This window comes from Streptomyces sp. NPDC057302 (assembly GCF_042667685.1).
In the GTDB taxonomy this organism is placed as follows: Bacteria; Actinomycetota; Actinomycetes; order Streptomycetales; family Streptomycetaceae; genus Streptomyces.
Genome location: NZ_JBHUZJ010000025.1, coordinates 1 through 15,413 on the forward strand (window position 1 = coordinate 1; position 15,413 = coordinate 15,413).

At 71.2% G+C, this 15,413-nt stretch carries 16 protein-coding genes; 9 read left to right on the forward strand and 7 right to left on the reverse strand.

From position 1 onward, the window contains the following. Positions 1 to 495 precede the first annotated feature (495 nt). Positions 496 to 2,676 (reverse strand): FtsX-like permease family protein, encoded by a 2,181-nt coding sequence (locus ACFUPX_RS19245; protein WP_383323454.1) that lies wholly within the window; start codon positions 2,674 to 2,676, stop codon positions 496 to 498. Then, positions 2,673 to 3,518 (reverse strand): ABC transporter ATP-binding protein, encoded by an 846-nt coding sequence (locus tag ACFUPX_RS19250; RefSeq protein ID WP_383323457.1) that lies wholly within the window; start codon positions 3,516 to 3,518, stop codon positions 2,673 to 2,675. The genes ACFUPX_RS19245 and ACFUPX_RS19250 overlap by 4 nt, the downstream gene beginning before the upstream one ends. An 83-nt stretch (positions 3,519 to 3,601) precedes the next feature. Here ACFUPX_RS19250 and ACFUPX_RS19255 point away from each other — a divergent pair, with 83 nt between their 5' ends. Both ACFUPX_RS19255 and ACFUPX_RS19260 read left to right on the forward strand, forming a co-directional pair. Beyond that, positions 3,602 to 4,897, forward strand: coding sequence for a DUF2786 domain-containing protein (locus ACFUPX_RS19255; protein ID WP_383323460.1), 1,296 nt, complete (start codon positions 3,602 to 3,604; stop codon positions 4,895 to 4,897). Between the two features lie 271 nt (positions 4,898 to 5,168). Further along, on the forward strand, positions 5,169 to 7,532 hold the full coding sequence (locus ACFUPX_RS19260) for an FUSC family protein (protein ID WP_383323463.1): 2,364 nt from the start codon (positions 5,169 to 5,171) through the stop codon (positions 7,530 to 7,532). Positions 7,533 to 7,585: 53 nt separating this feature from the next. On the opposite strand, the gene ACFUPX_RS19265 is transcribed toward ACFUPX_RS19260, so the two are convergent. From ACFUPX_RS19265 to rpmB, 3 genes are all read right to left on the reverse strand, one after another. Then, complete coding sequence (locus ACFUPX_RS19265; protein ID WP_383323466.1) at positions 7,586 to 8,089, reverse strand: hypothetical protein; 504 nt, start codon at positions 8,087 to 8,089, stop codon at positions 7,586 to 7,588. 92 nt (positions 8,090 to 8,181) lie between these two features. After that, positions 8,182 to 8,487 carry a 30S ribosomal protein S14 gene (gene rpsN, locus ACFUPX_RS19270; protein WP_383323469.1) on the reverse strand — a complete coding sequence of 102 codons (306 nt, stop codon included), beginning with the start codon at positions 8,485 to 8,487 and terminating at the stop codon, positions 8,182 to 8,184. Next, positions 8,487 to 8,723, reverse strand: a complete 237-nt coding sequence (gene rpmB / locus ACFUPX_RS19275) for a 50S ribosomal protein L28 (RefSeq protein ID WP_365826048.1) — start codon at positions 8,721 to 8,723, stop codon at positions 8,487 to 8,489. Before rpmB ends, rpsN begins: the two co-directional genes overlap by 1 nt. An 82-nt stretch (positions 8,724 to 8,805) precedes the next feature. Here rpmB and rpmG point away from each other — a divergent pair, with 82 nt between their 5' ends. The 4 genes from rpmG to ACFUPX_RS19295 all read left to right on the forward strand — a co-directional run bounded on the left by rpmG (position 8,806) and on the right by ACFUPX_RS19295 (position 10,892). Continuing rightward, positions 8,806 to 8,970, forward strand: coding sequence for a 50S ribosomal protein L33 (rpmG, locus tag ACFUPX_RS19280; protein WP_383323471.1), 165 nt, complete (start codon positions 8,806 to 8,808; stop codon positions 8,968 to 8,970). A gap of 5 nt (positions 8,971 to 8,975) precedes the next feature. Then, positions 8,976 to 9,221: a type B 50S ribosomal protein L31 gene (locus ACFUPX_RS19285; RefSeq protein WP_383323474.1), complete on the forward strand. Its 246-nt coding sequence runs from the start codon at positions 8,976 to 8,978 to the stop codon at positions 9,219 to 9,221. Between the two features lie 17 nt (positions 9,222 to 9,238). Then, positions 9,239 to 10,372 (forward strand): CobW family GTP-binding protein, encoded by a 1,134-nt coding sequence (locus tag ACFUPX_RS19290; RefSeq protein WP_383323477.1) that lies wholly within the window; start codon positions 9,239 to 9,241, stop codon positions 10,370 to 10,372. Positions 10,373 to 10,652: 280 nt separating this feature from the next. Next, positions 10,653 to 10,892, forward strand: a complete 240-nt coding sequence (locus ACFUPX_RS19295; protein WP_383323480.1) for a DUF397 domain-containing protein — start codon at positions 10,653 to 10,655, stop codon at positions 10,890 to 10,892. A gap of 21 nt (positions 10,893 to 10,913) precedes the next feature. Here the strand turns inward: ACFUPX_RS19295 and ACFUPX_RS19300 are convergent, their stop codons facing one another. After that, positions 10,914 to 11,399, reverse strand: coding sequence for an ATP-binding protein (locus ACFUPX_RS19300; RefSeq protein WP_383323483.1), 486 nt, complete (start codon positions 11,397 to 11,399; stop codon positions 10,914 to 10,916). A 335-nt stretch (positions 11,400 to 11,734) separates the two neighbouring features. On the opposite strand from ACFUPX_RS19300, the gene ACFUPX_RS19305 reads away from it, so the two are divergent. The 3 genes from ACFUPX_RS19305 to ACFUPX_RS19315 all read left to right on the forward strand — a co-directional run bounded on the left by ACFUPX_RS19305 (position 11,735) and on the right by ACFUPX_RS19315 (position 14,809). Further along, positions 11,735 to 12,598 carry a helix-turn-helix domain-containing protein gene (locus ACFUPX_RS19305; protein ID WP_383323485.1) on the forward strand — a complete coding sequence of 288 codons (864 nt, stop codon included), beginning with the start codon at positions 11,735 to 11,737 and terminating at the stop codon, positions 12,596 to 12,598. A gap of 57 nt (positions 12,599 to 12,655) precedes the next feature. Next, entirely contained in the window at positions 12,656 to 14,116 is a 1,461-nt protein-coding gene (locus tag ACFUPX_RS19310; protein ID WP_383323488.1) for an aldehyde dehydrogenase family protein, read from the forward strand. 147 nt (positions 14,117 to 14,263) lie between these two features. Continuing rightward, entirely contained in the window at positions 14,264 to 14,809 is a 546-nt protein-coding gene (locus tag ACFUPX_RS19315) for a DinB family protein (RefSeq protein WP_383323491.1), read from the forward strand. Here ACFUPX_RS19315 and ACFUPX_RS19320 read toward each other — a convergent pair. After that, positions 14,806 to 15,402, reverse strand: coding sequence for a bleomycin resistance protein (locus tag ACFUPX_RS19320; protein ID WP_383323494.1), 597 nt, complete (start codon positions 15,400 to 15,402; stop codon positions 14,806 to 14,808). The genes ACFUPX_RS19315 and ACFUPX_RS19320 overlap by 4 nt on opposite strands. Positions 15,403 to 15,413: the final 11 nt, after the last annotated feature.

Genomic DNA, 15,413 nt, shown 5'->3' on the forward strand with positions numbered 1-15,413 from the left:
GATCCCCGCGGCTTTGCCCGTTCCGAAGGGCCCTCCCCACCCACCCGCCCGATTGCCCGGCGGCCTTGCCCGTGCCGAACAGGCCTTTCCCGCCCACCCGCCCAATTGGGCCATGGACGGTTGGCCGCGTGCACCCGCAGTCGGGAGCGCTCGTGAGGGGACGTGCCGGTATTTCCGCCCGGAGCACGGTTCGCGGCGCTCCCCAGGCGAAGTAGCCCGGCGGCCACCGGACGATGGCGAGGACGGACATACCGGCGCGGCCCCGGCCCCCCAAGACGCCCCCGCACCGCACTCCGGCCAGCACCTCTGCCCGGCGGCCACCGGACGATGGCGAGGACGGACATACCGGCGCGGCACCGGCCCCCCAAGATGCCCCCGCACCGCACTCCGGCCAGCACCTCTGCCCGGCGGCCACCGGACGATGGCGAGGACGGATATACCGGCGCGGCCCCGGCCCCCCCCAAGACGCCCCCGCACCGCACTCCCGCCAGCACCTCACCCCCTCCGCACCCCCGCCCCCACACCAACCACCGCGCAAACCCCCACAGCAACCCCCACCGCCCCCCAAGGCACCACCACCCCCGCCGGCGCCGCCAGCCGGGTCAGCCCCGCGCTCAGTGCGCCCAGGTTGAGCAGCGTTACGGCCAGGCCAAGTGCCGCGCCCACCGCCACCGCCAGCAGGGACTCTCCGGCGACCACCAGCCGCACCTGCCCCCACGTGGCCCCGGCCATCCGCAGCGACCGCAGCTCAGGGCCCCGTACCGACGTCGCCATCAGCAGCGTTCCCGCCAGGGAGATGACCGTGTAGACCAGCGCGATACCCAGCAGCATCAGCAACCCCGACCGCGTCTGCGGCTTCGTCGCCGGATGCGTGTCCGCCAGCCACTGCTCCGCCGTCCGCACCCGCACCTCACCCCCGCCGGCACCCGCCCGCAGCGCCGCCGCCACCTCACCCCGGTCCGCCCCGTCCCGCAGCCCCACGTCGATACGGTCGACCCGCGCAGGGCTCGACCCCACCCCCGCGTTCGCCGCCGTCACGTACGCCCCGTTGTCCCCGGTCCCCCGCGCAAGCACCGCGACGATCCGCAGCCGCGCAGGCCTGCCGTCCCCGAGCCAGACGTCGACCCGCTCACCCACCCGCCGCCGCTCCCACTCCTCGTTGACGACGATCGACCGGTCGTCGAGGTCGCGTACGTCCCCCGCCACCACCGGCAGCCGCGACACCGTCGCGAACGCCGCCGGATCACTCACGGCCCGCGCGTCCGACCGGATGAGCGCCGTGCCTTCCTCCCGTACGAACACGGCCGTGGACGCCGACGCTGCAGCCACCGTCACTCCACCAATCCCATCAATCCCACCAACCCCGCCAGCCCCGTTCTGCCCCAGCGGCCTCAAGTCCTCACCCGTCACCACCACTTCGGCCCCAGTACGCTCCCTCGCCTCCACGGCCCTCGCCTCGCCCGCCGTCTCCGCCGAGCCGAGCAGCGAGCCCGCGAGAGCTACCGTCACGAGCACCGGCGCGGCGACGGCCGCGGTGCGCCGCACGGAAGCGGAGGAGTTCTCGCGGACCAGGAGTCCGATCGCGCCGGGAAGGCGGACGGCGCGCAGGACGGGGCGTACGAGAAGGGGAGTGAGCGCGGCCAGTGCCGTGATCAGGATCATCGGCTGGGTCGTGTACGTCTTCCGCTTCATCAGCGCCGACGGATCGTTCCACAGCGTCCAGCCCAGCATCCCGACCCCCGCCGCCAGCAGCGCGCCCGCCACGATCCGGCGGCTCCACGGCATGACCCCGCTGTCGACGGACGCGTCCCGCAACGCCTCGACCGGACCCACGCGGCCCGCCCGCCGGGAGGCGGTCCAGGCCCCGGAGAAAGCCACCAACACCCCGACCCAGAAAGCGAGATGGTACGGCCAGACCGCCCCGCCGATCCCGAACCACTCCGGAGCGATCTCCGCGTCCACCAACCCCTCGGCAAGCACCGGCGCACCCCAGGCCCCCAGCGCGCACCCCACCCCGGAGGCCACGACCCCCACCGCGAGCGCCTCCGCCAGCAACAGCCTGCGCACCTGCCCCGGCGTCGCTCCGGCCATCCGCAGCAGCCCGAACTCCCGCCGCCGCAGCGCCACGACGAAGGCGAAGGTGGACGCGGTGACGAAAACCGACACAAATGCTGATACTCCGCCCGCAGTGCCCAGGAACGAGTTCACCGCCACCAGAGCCTCCGCGTCCTGCCCCGGCTCCGGATCCGCGAGCCGCCGATCACCCCCGGTCAGGACCCGAACCCGAGGTCCGGCGGCTCCGGCACCCCGGACAGCCTCCCGCACCTCCCCGACCGGCGCGTCCACACCCACCGCGTCCCGTGCGGCGCCGTCCAGCTGGACCGGCCCGAGCCGTCGAAGCTCGCGCAGAAGTTCGATATCCACAGGCTGTGGATGAGCGAGCGGCTTCGACGCGTACTTGACGTCCGGACCTCGCTTTACCGGGACGGAAAGGGTGTTCTGCCCCAGAACGACCACTGGTGACCCGGCGAACCGCACGGGCTCCCGCTCCGGCGCGCTGAAGGTCGAGGCGAGCCCGAGCCCCATCGCGGCGGTGAGCGCCACGCCGAGCGCGACGGCGACGAAGGCCCCGAGCAGACCGGCCCAACGCGTACGCAGGGAAGCGAGAAACATCATCGCCCGGCCGCCTCTCCGCAACCGGCCGCAAAACGACGCCCGACCCCACCGGGCCCGGACCCGGACCCCACCTCAGCGGACCCCCCTCCAGCCACCCCAACGGACCCGGACCCCACCCCCAACCCCTCCGACTCCAACCCCGCCATCCGCCGGGCCACCTCCCCCGCATCCGGCGCAAGCACCTCATCGGCCACCCGCCCGTCCACCAGGAACACCACCCGGTCCGCGTACGAAGCCGCCACGGGGTCGTGCGTCACCATCACGGTCGTCTGGCCCTCCCTGTCCACCAACTCCCGCAACAGCCCCAGCACTTCACGGCTGGTCGTCGTGTCGAGCGCCCCGGTCGGCTCGTCGCCGAAGAGGACCGCGGGCCGCGTGACGAGCGCCCGCGCCAGCGCCACCCGCTGCTGCTGGCCGCCCGAAAGCTCTCCCGGCCGATGCCGGGCGCGCTCGCCGAGGCCCACCCGCCCCAGCGCGTCCCCCACCTCCGTACGCGAGGGCCTGCGGCCCGCGAGGCGCAGCGGCAGGGCTACGTTCTGGGCGGCGGTCAGGGACGGCAGAAGGTTGAAGGACTGGAAGACGAAGCCGATGCGGTCCCTGCGCAGCAGGGTCAGCCGCCGTTCGCTCAGCCCCGTCAGCTCCGTGCCGCCCACCTCGACCGTGCCCGACGTCGGCCGGTCGAGCCCGGCGGCGCACTGCAGCAGCGTCGATTTGCCGGAGCCGGACGGGCCCATGATCGCGGTGAAGGTGCCGGCGCGTATCGCGAGGTCGACGCCGTCGAGGGCGGTCACATCACGGTAGAGACGGCGGACGGCGGTGAGCCGTACGGCAGTTGAGGTCATGCCTCAACCCAACCGCCCGCGGCCCCGCCGGGCACGACCACTGGGGGGCGTCCTGGGGGTATGGCCAGCCATACCCTTGACGTATGGATCCGGTGACCGAGGTGATCGACAAGGCGTTCGCGGCAGCGCTGTACGCGGACGGGGACGAGGGCCTGGACACCGGAGCGTCACTCCTCGCTGCCGCCCCCGAGGCCGACGCGGAGCTGTGGCGCAGGGGCGAGGAGCTGGTGCGGCGCGCGTGGGAGCGGGGCTGGCAGCCGGCGGACGTCATACGGATGGTCGGCCGCGCCCAGGACGACGCCGTCGCCCACGGGACCGACCGTACCCAGCAGACGCGGCTGGCCGCCGAGCTGATCACCACGGAGACCGGGCGGTACGGCGACACGCTCCCGCCTCGCTGGCAGGCCCAGCTGACCGAGCTCGCCCCCCGGAACGCCCCCCGGAACGCCGCGCGGGACGCCGCGCGGGACGCCGCGCGGGACGCCGCGCGGGACGCCGCGCGGGACGCCGCGCGGAACACCCCGCAGGGCGCCCTGCGCTCTGAACGCCCGCCTCAGGCCGGCCCGAGGCCCGACCGCTTCTCCCAGGCCACCACCACCCTCGCCCTCTACCGCCTCCTCCTGCGCCTCCCTCCGATCGAACCGGTGGGCCCGGCCCCGGGCACCCCGCTCCACGCGCCCCCGCCCCCCGGCCACGACGAGCCCCGCATCCTCACCCGTATCCGCGCCCTGCTCGCCAAGGCCGAGGCCACCGGGTTCCCCGAGGAGGCGGAGGCGCTCACCGCCAAGGCGCAGGAGCTGATGGCCAGGCACACCATCGACGAGGCCCTGCTCGCGTCGCGCACCCACGCCAAGGACGCTCCCGGCGCCTGCCGCATCGGCGTGGACGCCCCGTACGAGACGGCGAAGGCGATCCTCCTGGACGCGGTGTCCACCGCGAACCGCTGCCGTGCGGTGTGGAACGAGGCGTACGGCTTCTCGACCGTCGTCGGCTTCGAGTCCGACCTGGAGGCGGTCGAACTCCTCCACACCTCGCTCCTCGTGCAGGGGACGGCGGCGATGGCGAGGGCGGAGGCGGGGCAGCGGGCGGGCGGCCGGAAGCGTACGAAGACGTTCCGTCAGGCCTTCCTCCTGGCGTACGCGAACCGCCTCGGCGCGCGCCTCGCAGCGGCGGCGGACGATGCCGCCGCGGAGTCGCCGGACGTGGGCGAGCTGTTGCCCGTGCTGGCCGCGAGGGATGTGGCCGTCACGTCCCACGCCGAGCGGATGTTCCCGTCGACCACCACCACCCGGGTGCGGGGGGCCACGGACCTGGAGGGCTGGACCCACGGCACCGCTGCCGCCGACGCGGCCCGCATGGCCCGCCCCCGCCTCCCCTGACGGGGCCCGCGGCCCGGTCCTCCCCACCCGCGCCCCTCCCGGTTGCCCCGCGTCTCCTTCTGGGCGAACACGCTTTCCCGCCCGCCCGGTGCCCCGCGTTTCCTTCTGGGCGAACACGCTTTCCCGCCCGCCCGCCCGATGCCCCGCGTCTCCCTCTGGACGAACGAGCTCTCCCACCCGCCCGCCCGATGCCCCGCGTCTCCCCCTGGACGAACTAGCTCTCTCGCACCCCCACCCCCGCGAAGCCCGATATGCCCCGTATCATCACAGAGTGACCTGGCTTCGGGCGCTGAAGGAGACCACCCGCTCCGGGTTGACCGTCGAGCGGAAGCGGCTCGAACCCCTCATCGCCCTCCGCGGCGCCGCGGGACTCGCGATCGTCATCGGCGTCAGCCTCACCCTCTTCGGCCCGGCGGTAGCCGCAAGCTCGGCCTTCGGCGCTTTTCAGGCAGCCATCGCCACCTTCCAGCGCAGCTGGCGCCCCCGCCCGGAACTCGCCCTGGCCTCCGGCACGAGCCTCGCCGTCTCCACCTTCCTCGGCTACCTCACCGGCTCCCACACCCTCCTCTTCCTCGCCCTTCTCTCCGTCTGGACCTTCCTCTCGGGCCTGAGCTGGGCGGCGGGCCCGACCATCGGCATCATCGCCTCCTCCAACGTCGCGATCATGCTGGTCACGGTCACCCTCCCCGGCTCCCTCGCCGCCGCCGCGGGCCACGCCGCGATGATGGTGGTGGGCGGCGCAGTCCAGGCCGCGCTCGTGGTCCTGTTCCCCGTACGCAGATGGGGCGCCCACCGGGACGCCCTCGCCGACGCGCTCGCGGCCGAGGCCGACTACGCCCGCCGCCTGCGCCACGACCCCCTCGCCGACTTCGACCCCGAACCGCTGATGGCGGCCCGCGACGCGGCAACCATCACCCCGCGCCAGGCCCGCACCCGCCCCGCCGAACTCCACGGCGCCCGCGGCCTCGCGGAACGCATCCGCCCGGTACTCGCCTCGCTGGCCGACCCGGCGGTAGGCGTACCGGAAGAGGGCCCCGAACGTGACCGCGTGCGCGAGATCCTCGCCGCGGCGGGCGCGATCCTGGACGCGGCGGCCAGGGCGATCCGGCAGGGCGAACCGGTGAAGATCCCACCCGCGGCCGTCGCCACCCTCCGGACCCCCGACACCGGAGCGATCCTCACCGGCCCGGCACAGCGCGCGGCGAAACGCCTGGCTGCACTCCTCCGCGACGTGGTCGAAACCGCAGGCAGACCCCCCGCCAAAGCACCCCCCACCACCCCGACCACTCTCACCACCCCGACCACTCTCACCACCCCGACCACCCCCGGCTCCGACGGAGCCACCGCTGCCACCCCCAAAACCAGCACGGCCATCCCCACGGCCACCCCCGCAGCCGCCCCCACCCCCCTCCTCCGCCCCACCTTCCCCGCCCTGCTCCCCGCGGCCCTCCGCGCCATAAGAGCCGAACTCCGCCGCCGCCACGAATCCCCCATCACCCGCCACGCGATCCGCGTCACCGCGGTGGCCGCGACCGGCTACCTCCTGGGCACCTGGCTTCCGCTCGGCCACGGTTACTGGGCCCCCATGGCCTCCGTCATGATCATGCGTCCGGACTTCTCACAGACGTACTCCCGCGCGGTGGCCCGCTTCGGCGGCACCCTCGTCGGCGTCGCCATGGCCACGGGCCTGGTGCAACTGGCGGACCCCGGCACCGAACTCTCCGCCGCGCTCGCCGTCCTCTGCGCGGGGATGATGTATCTGCTGATGCGCACGGGGCAGGTCGCCGCCCAGGCCTGCGTCGCCGCGTACGTCGTCTTCCTGCTCGGCATGGGCGGCGAGCAGTGGACGCAGACGGTGCCGGAACGCGTCGTCCTCACCCTCCTCGGCGGGGTCCTCGCGATGATCGCGTACGCCGTGTATCCGGCCTGGGAGACCCCGCGCCTGCGCAACCGCCTCGCCGACTGGCTGATCGCGGACGGCCGTTACGCCGCAGCCGTCGTCAGCCGGTACGCCGACCCCGCGGGCAGCTCCTGCCCGGACGTCCGCGAGGCGCTCCTCGCCGCCCGTGACTCCCGCATCGCCTGGCAGGAAGCCGCGGCCCGCGCCAAGAACGAACCGGTGCGCCACCGCGGCCTCTCCCGCGCCGCGGCAGCCGACGCCGAGGAGACGCTCGCCCAACTCGGCCGCGTGGCCATGCTGATGGAGGCCCACCTCCCGGACCGCGACGCGACCCCCGTCCCCGCGGCCGACCGCCTGGCCCAGGCCCTGCGCAAGTCGACCGAGGACGGCGCGAAGGCGGTACGCGAACGCCGCGTCCCGAAGTGGGAAGCCGTACGCAAGGCGCTCGACGAGTGGGACGGCGAGGGTGTCCCCGACCGGGTCGTCCGCAGAGGAGCGGGCCTCCTCCTCGCGACACTGGAGGAACTGTCGGACGCCCTGGACACAGCGCCGCCGCCCATGCTGGTGGACGGCTCGGAGACAGGCGCGCAGACAGACACAGACACAGGCACAGATAGAGACAACACAGGCACAGACACAGATAGAGACAACACAGGCACAGACACAGACACAGATACGGACGCACACAAAGACAGCGGACCGCAGAACCCGGAAAAGGGTCCCACGGCCCGCTGAGGCATTACCCATCAGGCCTCAGGCCTCAGGCCTCAGGCCTCAAGGCTCAAGGCTCAGGACTGCGGAATACCCGCCGTAGGCAGCCCCTCGGGCAGCTTCCCGCCCTTGGTCTTCGTGAACTGGTCCTTGCCCGCGCCCTGCCAAGAGACCGTCATCGACGTGCCGTTGACCGACTCGACCGTGCCCTCGGTCCGGTCGGAGTCGCCCTTCGCGCACTTCAGCTTGATCGTCTCGCCACTGGCGGTCCCGCTGCACAGGACGTTCTCGCCGAGCAGCGTGGCCCGCTTCCCCGCGATGACCAGCGCGAGCGGGTTCCCGTCGGCGGTGGCGACCCAACTGCCCTCGGAGCCGCCGTCCTCGGCGCCGGAGTCGGAGTCCGCGCCGGAGTCGGCACCGTCCTCGCCCGGCGTATCGGAGGACCCCGCCGAGCTCGACCCCTTGTCCTTGTCCTTGCCCTCGTCCTCACTGTCGCCGCCGTCACTGCTGCAACCGGTCAGGGCAAGGGCGGCGACAAGACCCGCCGCCGCGGCACCAATATGTACGTTCCGGACGTGCATGCGCACTGAAGTCCCCCTACAAGACGGCCAAGACGAGCACCGGACGATCACCAACAGACAAGGCCATCGCGGGCGATGAACCGCGCGCCAAGCTACCAGGACGACTTGCGCACCCCGGGGAGGAATCCGGCGTGCGCTTGGTCACGCAGTTTCACCCTGGAAAGGCCGAACTTCCCCACGTATCCGCGCGGACGGCCGTCGACGCTGTCCCGGTTGCGTACGCGCGTCGCACTCGCGTCCCGCGGCTGCCGGGCCAACTCCGCTTGGGCGAAGACTCGTTCGGCCTCGCCCGTGCCGACCCCGCGGAGGATCTCCTTCAGCTCGGCCCGCCGCACGGCGTACCGCGCGACGATCTCGCGCCGCTTCTCGTTCTTCGCGATCTTGCTCTTCTTGGCCATCAGACCCTCACCCCGCGCGCACGGATCCGGGCGACGGCGGCCTCGATGCCGATGGAGTCGACGGTCTTGATGCCCTTGGCGCTGAGCCGCAGCCGCACGTGGCGGCCCTCGCTCGGCAGCCAGTAGCGCTTGCGCTGGACGTTGAGGTCGAACCGGCGTGACGTGCGCCGGTGCGAGTGGGAGATCTGGTTGCCGAAGCCCGGCGTGGCGCCGGTCAGCTGGCAGTGGGCGGACATGGTGACGCACCTCTCGGTCGTGGGGAAGGGGATCCCCGTGGAATCGTTTTGAAAACGGGAATCATTTTCATACACTACCGTCATGGCCCGCAACGAACACCGCCCGATCATCAAGCTCCGGTCCACGGCCGGCACCGGCTACACCTACGTGACCCGCAAGAATCGTCGTAACGACCCCGATCGCATGACGCTGCGCAAGTACGACCCGGTCGTCGGGCGTCACGTCGATTTCCGAGAGGAGCGCTGACCGTCATGCGCAAGGACATCCACCCGCCGTACGGCCCCGTCGTCTTCCGCGACAAGTCCGCCGGCTTCGCCTTCCTCACCCGGTCCACCGCGACCAGCGAGAAGACGGTCGACTGGGAGGACGGGAACACCTACCCCGTCGTCGACGTCGAGGTCTCCTCCGCGAGCCACCCCTTCTACACGGGCACGGCCAAGGTCCTGGACACCGCGGGCCGCGTGGAGCGCTTCGAACGCCGCTTCGGCGCCCGATGAACCCGACGGAGACACAGATGGACATCGCGATCGTCGGCGGCCTGCACGCCGACGCCCGCAGGCAGGCCGTCGAGCGGCTCCTGGTCACCGTCCCGGGGAGCGTGGCGCTCCACCACGACCTGGCGACGGCCGTGCACGGCACGGTCGTACGTACGGTGCGCGACGCCACCGGAGTGCTCTCCACGGGTGAGGCGCCGCTGGTCGACGACTGTGCGTGCTGCGCCCTGCGCGAGGACCTGATGCCCGAGCTCGAACGGCTCGCGGCCTCCGGTCTCACGCGGCTCGCGGTCGTCGAGCTGTGGGACTCCGTCGAGCCCAAGGCCATGGCCGAGGTGATCGCGGCGCACGCGCACGAGGGGATGCGGCTGAGCGGTGTGATCACGGCCGTCGACCCCGCCCTCCTCCTGCCCTGCCTCGGCAACGGCGACGACCTCATGGAGGCCGGGCTCGCCGCTGCCGCCACGGATCAGCGCACGGTCGCCGACACCTGGGCCCGCCAGTTGGAGTACGCCCCCGTGCTCGCCGTGGCGGACTCCGCCGACGCCGACGACGAGGACCGTGCGCTCCTCGCCCAGCTCCACCCGACCGCCCGCCAGGTCCCGATCAGCGGTCATGGGGACCTGGCGGGTGCCGCGCTCGCCGGATTCGACGTCGATGCGGCGGCCGCGGCCCAGCATCCGTCCTGTGCACTGCTGCCGACCGACGCCGACGAGGCGGGGGTCGCCACCCTCGTATGGCACCGTGACCGGCCCTTCCACCCCGAGCGGCTCTATCAGGCCCTGGAGGACCTGACCTGCGCGGCGGCCCGCAGCCGCGGCCGGTTCTGGCTCGCCGACCATCCGGACACGCTGCTCGGCTGGGACGCGGCGGGCGGCGCGCTGTGCGTGGAGAGCGCGGGGCCCTGGCTGGCCTCGCTGCCGGACGCCGCGTGGGAGATGGTGCCGCCGGTGCGCCGTGCCGCGGCGGCTCTCGACTGGCATCCGGAGCACGGCGACTGCTGCCAGCACCTGGTCTTCGTCTCGCCGGGTCTGGACCGCGAGGGTCTCCAAGAGGTCCTGGAGTCCTGCCTGTTGACCGACGAGGAGTACGCCGCGGGGCGCGACGCCTGGCAGAACCTGCCCCCCGCCTTCGACACCCTCCTGGAGGTCTGAGGTCTGAGGTGTGAGGTCTGAGGCCCGCTCCCGGGACTCGTGGCGCCGCGGTGGAACACGAACGGCGCTGTGTGCGTCTCTCCTTAGTACGGGATGGCATTCGCATGCCGTGCGAGGAGCTGGGCAGGTGCTGACGGAGCTGTAATCAAGGGAACACCGCGCGTGCACGTGCATCTGCCCATGCATCGGCATGTGAACACAGCTATGATCCGGGACAGTTGACCACTGCATCTAGAGCCATCTAGAGCCACACCAGGCACTGCATCACCGGGGAGCGACTGTGCATCACGTGTTTAACGGCATGGCCGCCACGGAGCTCCATGGGGTGGTCTGGCAGAAGAGCAGGCACAGCAACTCCCAGGGCGCCTGCGTGGAGTTCGCCAAACTGCCGGGCGGCGACGTCGCCGTACGGAACTCGCGGTTCCCGGACGGCCCGGCGCTGGTCTACACGCGCGCCGAGATAGAGGCGATGCTGCTCGGGATGAAGGACGGGGACTTCGACCACCTCATAGGTGGCTAGCCCCGTTGCGCCGGCTGCCCTCTAAGCCAGCTGGAACAGCGCCCACACGACCTTGCCCCGCAGCGCGCCCGCGAGCGGGTGCCAGCCCCAGCTGTCGCTGAACGAGTCCACCAGGAACAGGCCGCGGCCCGATTCGGCCGAGAAGTCGTCGTCCGTCTCGCGCGCGACCGGGCTGTCGTCGCTGGGGTCGCGCACCGCGCACACCAGGCGTGAGGTCCAGCGCATCAGGTGCAGCCGTACGGGCGGGCCCTGTTCGCGGGGGGTGTCCGACGGCAGCGCGTGTCTCAAGGCGTTGGTGACCAGTTCGGAGACGACGAGGGCGATGTCGTCGAAGCGCTCTTCCAGTTCCCACTGACACAGCGTCTTGCGGGTGAACTGCCGCGCGCTGCCCACCGCTTCGTAGCGGGCGGGCAGGGAGCAGGACGCCGCGCTGGAGACCGCTGAGGGGTCGAGTGGGGGAAGCCCCTGCCGTAACGGCTCGAGCATGGTCGATCCATTCGTCCCCATGCGAGGCACTCCCCGGTTTCGCGGTACATAGCGATGGAGCGGTGGTGCGGTCGGTACAGCGACGCCGACGCCGCAACGCATCGGCACAGCTCGGCCCGATGGAGATACAGCGGTGGCGCGCGGACCATGGTTCCGAATGCGTACAGCAGATGCAAGGGCAGATGCACGTGCACGCGCCGGACTTGGTCGTTCCCGTGCCACTTCTTGCCCATTTCTTCCTACGACTTCTTGTGGAGGACTTCCGAAGGCTTTCCGTTTCTGTAACCGAACGAGTACGGCCTGAAGCGTTTAATGGCAGACTGCTGGCTTCCAAGTGATGGGGAGGATTGAGCGAAGTGACCGCAGGGGAGTCGAGCGGCTCGGTCGTACGGCGCATGCTCCTTGGCTCGCAACTCAGGCGCCTGAGGGAATCGCGCGGCATCACCCGTGAAGCGGCCGGCTACTCGATCCGCGCCTCCGAGTCGAAGATCAGCCGCATGGAGTTGGGACGGGTGAGCTTCAAGTCCAGGGATGTCGAGGACCTGTTGACGCTGTACGGCGTCACCGACGACGTCGAGCGTGTCGCGCTGCTCTCGCTCGCCAAAGAGGCCAACCTCGCGGGCTGGTGGCACAGTTACTCGGACGTCCTGCCGGGCTGGTTCCAGACGTACGTCGGCCTCGAAGGCGCCGCGTCGCTCATCCGCGTCTATGAAGTCCAGTTCGTCAACGGCCTGTTGCAGACCGAGGCGTACGCCCACGCGGTCGTCGCCCGCGGCATGAAGGGCGCGAGCAAGGCGGACATCGAACGCCGCGTCGCCCTGCGTCTCGAACGGCAGAAGCTGCTCATCTCCGAGCGGGCCCCCCGCTTCCACTGCGTACTCGACGAGGCGGCGCTGCGACGCCCGTACGGGGACCGGGAAGTGATGCGCGGTCAGATCCAGCATCTGATCGACATTTCCGAACGGCCGAATGTCACTCTTCAGGTCATGCCGTTCAGTTTCGGAGGGCACTCGGGCGAGAGCGGAGCGTTCACCATGCTGCGCTTCCCGGAGTCGGACCTCTCGGACGTCGTGTACGTGGAGCAGCTGACCGGAGCCCTGTACCTCGACAAACCAGAGGAAGTCGGCCAGTACGAGCGAGTGGTGAGCCAACTCCAGGGCGACAGCCCGAATCCGGCCGATAGTCGCGACCTTCTCCGTGGTCTACTCCAACTCACGTGACCCATCAGTAGGATGACGTGAAATCAGTTGACTGCACAGTCTGCGTCTAGGGGTCTCATGTCGTCCTTCTTCACTGACCTGGCTCACCAGTACATAGACGGTGAGTGGAAGGCCGGTTCCGGCTCCTGGGACATCATCGACTTCAATCCGTACGACGGGGAGAAGCTCGCGTCGATCACCGTGGCGACGGCCGACGAGGTGGACCAGGCCTACCGAGCGGCCGAGCGCGCCCAGAAGGCGTGGGGTGCGACCAACCCCTACGCCCGGCGTGCCGTCTTCGAGCGTGCCCTGCGCATCGTCGAGGACCGTGAGGAAGAGATATCCGACGCGATCGTGGCCGAGCTGGGCGGCACCCGCCTCAAGGCCGCCTTCGAGATCCACCTCACCAAGGAGTTCCTGCGCGAGGCCGTGCACGTCGCGCTGCAGCCGGAGGGCCGCATCCTGCCGTCGCCCGACGGCACCAAGGAGAACCGCCTCTACCGCGTCCCGGTGGGCGTGGTCGGCGTCATCAGCCCCTTCAACTTCCCGCTGCTGCTCTCCCTCAAGACGGTCGCCCCCGCGCTCGCCCTGGGCAACGCGGTGGTGCTCAAGCCGCACCAGAACACGCCCGTGATGGGCGGCAGCTTCCTGGCGAAGCTGTTCGAGGACGCGGGCCTGCCGGCCGGCGTCCTGAACGTGGTCATCACCGACATCGCCGAGATCGGTGACGCGTTCATCGAACACCCGGTGCCCAGCGTCATCTCCTTCACCGGCTCGGACCGCGTGGGCCGCCACGTCGGCACGGTCTGCGCCGCGAACTTCAAGCGCTCCATCCTGGAGCTCGGCGGCAACAGCGCCCTCGTCGTCCTGGACGGCGCGGACGTCGACTACGCCGTGGACGCGGCGGTCTTCAGCCGCTTCGTGCACCAGGGCCAGGTCTGCATGGCCGCCAACCGCATCCTCGTGGACCGCTCCCTGGAGGCGGAGTTCACGGAGAAGTTCGTCGCCAAGGTGGCGTCCCTGAAGGTCGGCGACCCGGCGGACCCGGCGACCCACATCGGCCCGCTGATCAACTCCTCGCAGGCCGACGCGGTGACGAAGACCGTCGCCCAGGCGGTGGCCGCGGGCGCCAAGGCCCTCCTGCACGGGAGCACCGAGGGGAACATGGTGGCGCCCACGGTCCTCACGGACCTGTCGGCCGACGCCCCGGTCCTGCACCAGGAGATCTTCGGGCCGGTCGCGCTCCTCGTGCCCTTCGACGGCGAGGAAGAGGCCGTACGGATCGCCAACGACACCCCGTACGGGCTCAGCGGCGCCGTCCACACGGCCGACGTCGAGCGCGGGGTGCGGTTCGCGCAGCGGATCAACAGCGGCATGTTCCACGTGAACGACGGCACCGTGCACGACGAGCCGATCGTGCCCTTCGGCGGCGAGAAGCACTCGGGCATCGGGCGCCTCAACGGCGACTCGACGGTGGACGCGTTCACGACGCAGCAGTGGATCTCGGTGCAGCACGGCCGCTCCCGCTTCCCCTTCTGATTCTGAGGACGACTCCCGGACCCTTGTGGTCAGGACTTCCCTTGCGGACAGGACTTCCGTTGCGGACAGAACCTGACCGCAAGGGTCCGTAACGTCATGGGTGTCGGAAAGCCCGGCAGGCTCCACAGGCTCGGAGAGGCGGACCATATGGTCACCCACGTCAACGCAGAGGCCCCCGGCGACGAGCGCGGCGCGCTGCTCGCCTTCCTCGACGCCGAGCGCGGCGGCATCCGGCGGGCCCTGCTCGGCCTGACCGACGAGCAGGCGGCCAGCAAGCCGAGCGCCAGCGAGCTCTCGCTCTCCGGGCTGCTCAAGCACGTCGCCGAGGTCGAGGACGGCTGGATCTCGCGGGCGAAGGGCGTAGCCCCAGCCGTCGAGCGCACCGAGGCGAACTGGGACGAGTGCTTCCGCCTCGTCGAGGGCGAGAGCGTCGAGTCGGTGCTCGCGTACTGGGGTCAAGTCGCCCGGCGGACCGAGGAGTTCGTCCGGTCCCGGCCCACCCTGGACGAGACCTTCGCGCTCCCCGACGAGCCGTGGTTCCCCAAGGAGGACGTGTCGACGCGGTGGGTGCTGCTCCGGCTGATCAGCGAGATGGCCCGGCACTCGGGCCACGCCGACATCATCCGCGAGACCCTCGACGGCAAGACGGCCTTCGAACTGGTGGCCCTTGAGCGCGGCGAGAGCTGGGGCTAAGCCTCCTCGGCGAGGTGCGCGGCCATCTCCGCCCGCAGGGCGTGGAGCTCCCGGAGCTGTTCGGGGGTGGGGGTGCCGTCCGCCGCGAGGGCGCGGTCGATGATGCGGAGTGCGGCCGCGTGGTCCTGCTTGGACTCGCCCAGGAGGGTGGCCTGGTGCAGGGCGCGCGCGTACCTCTCGCGGGGGACCGGCGCGTGCTCGAAGGATTCGGCGATGGGCTGCCCGACGCGGACGCAGTTGCCCGCCGGGTCCGTCATCAGGAACTGCCGTACCCCGTAGGTGGTGTCCTTCACGGCCCCGAGCCGGGGCAGGCCACGGGTCGGTATCCGCCCGAGGTGCTGCTTGAGCCCGGTGCGGAAGGCGTCGTGGAGGGTGTCCACGCGGTCGGTCACCACGTAGCAGGTGCTGTGGGCGGCCTGCGGGTCGTAGCCCTTGAGCCGGTAGAACTGGAGCTCCATGTCGCCGCGCCGGATCACGGCGTACTGATTGGGCGCCTTCTGGTGGAAGGTCACCTCGAAACCGATGGCCTTGTAGAAGTCGAGGGTCTCGTCGAGCTCGTGACAGGGGAACAAGGGGATCATTGTCTCGGCCATGACCGCTACTC

Excerpts from the sequence above, each read along its gene's own strand:
- ACFUPX_RS19245 (WP_383323454.1), bottom strand. The coding sequence starts at position 2,676 with ATGATGTTTCTCGCTTCCCTGCGTACGCGTTGGGCCGGTCTGCTCGGG.
- ACFUPX_RS19250 (WP_383323457.1), bottom strand. The coding sequence starts at position 3,518 with ATGACCTCAACTGCCGTACGGCTCACCGCCGTCCGCCGTCTCTACCGT.
- ACFUPX_RS19255 (WP_383323460.1), top strand. The coding sequence starts at position 3,602 with ATGGATCCGGTGACCGAGGTGATCGACAAGGCGTTCGCGGCAGCGCTG.
- ACFUPX_RS19265 (WP_383323466.1), bottom strand. The coding sequence starts at position 8,089 with ATGCACGTCCGGAACGTACATATTGGTGCCGCGGCGGCGGGTCTTGTC.
- rpsN (WP_383323469.1), bottom strand. The coding sequence starts at position 8,487 with ATGGCCAAGAAGAGCAAGATCGCGAAGAACGAGAAGCGGCGCGAGATC.
- rpmB (WP_365826048.1), bottom strand. The coding sequence starts at position 8,723 with ATGTCCGCCCACTGCCAGCTGACCGGCGCCACGCCGGGCTTCGGCAAC.
- rpmG (WP_383323471.1), top strand. The coding sequence starts at position 8,806 with ATGGCCCGCAACGAACACCGCCCGATCATCAAGCTCCGGTCCACGGCC.
- ACFUPX_RS19285 (WP_383323474.1), top strand. The coding sequence starts at position 8,976 with ATGCGCAAGGACATCCACCCGCCGTACGGCCCCGTCGTCTTCCGCGAC.
- ACFUPX_RS19290 (WP_383323477.1), top strand. The coding sequence starts at position 9,239 with ATGGACATCGCGATCGTCGGCGGCCTGCACGCCGACGCCCGCAGGCAG.
- ACFUPX_RS19300 (WP_383323483.1), bottom strand. The coding sequence starts at position 11,399 with ATGGGGACGAATGGATCGACCATGCTCGAGCCGTTACGGCAGGGGCTT.
- ACFUPX_RS19310 (WP_383323488.1), top strand. The coding sequence starts at position 12,656 with ATGTCGTCCTTCTTCACTGACCTGGCTCACCAGTACATAGACGGTGAG.
- ACFUPX_RS19315 (WP_383323491.1), top strand. The coding sequence starts at position 14,264 with ATGGTCACCCACGTCAACGCAGAGGCCCCCGGCGACGAGCGCGGCGCG.
- ACFUPX_RS19320 (WP_383323494.1), bottom strand. The coding sequence starts at position 15,402 with ATGGCCGAGACAATGATCCCCTTGTTCCCCTGTCACGAGCTCGACGAG.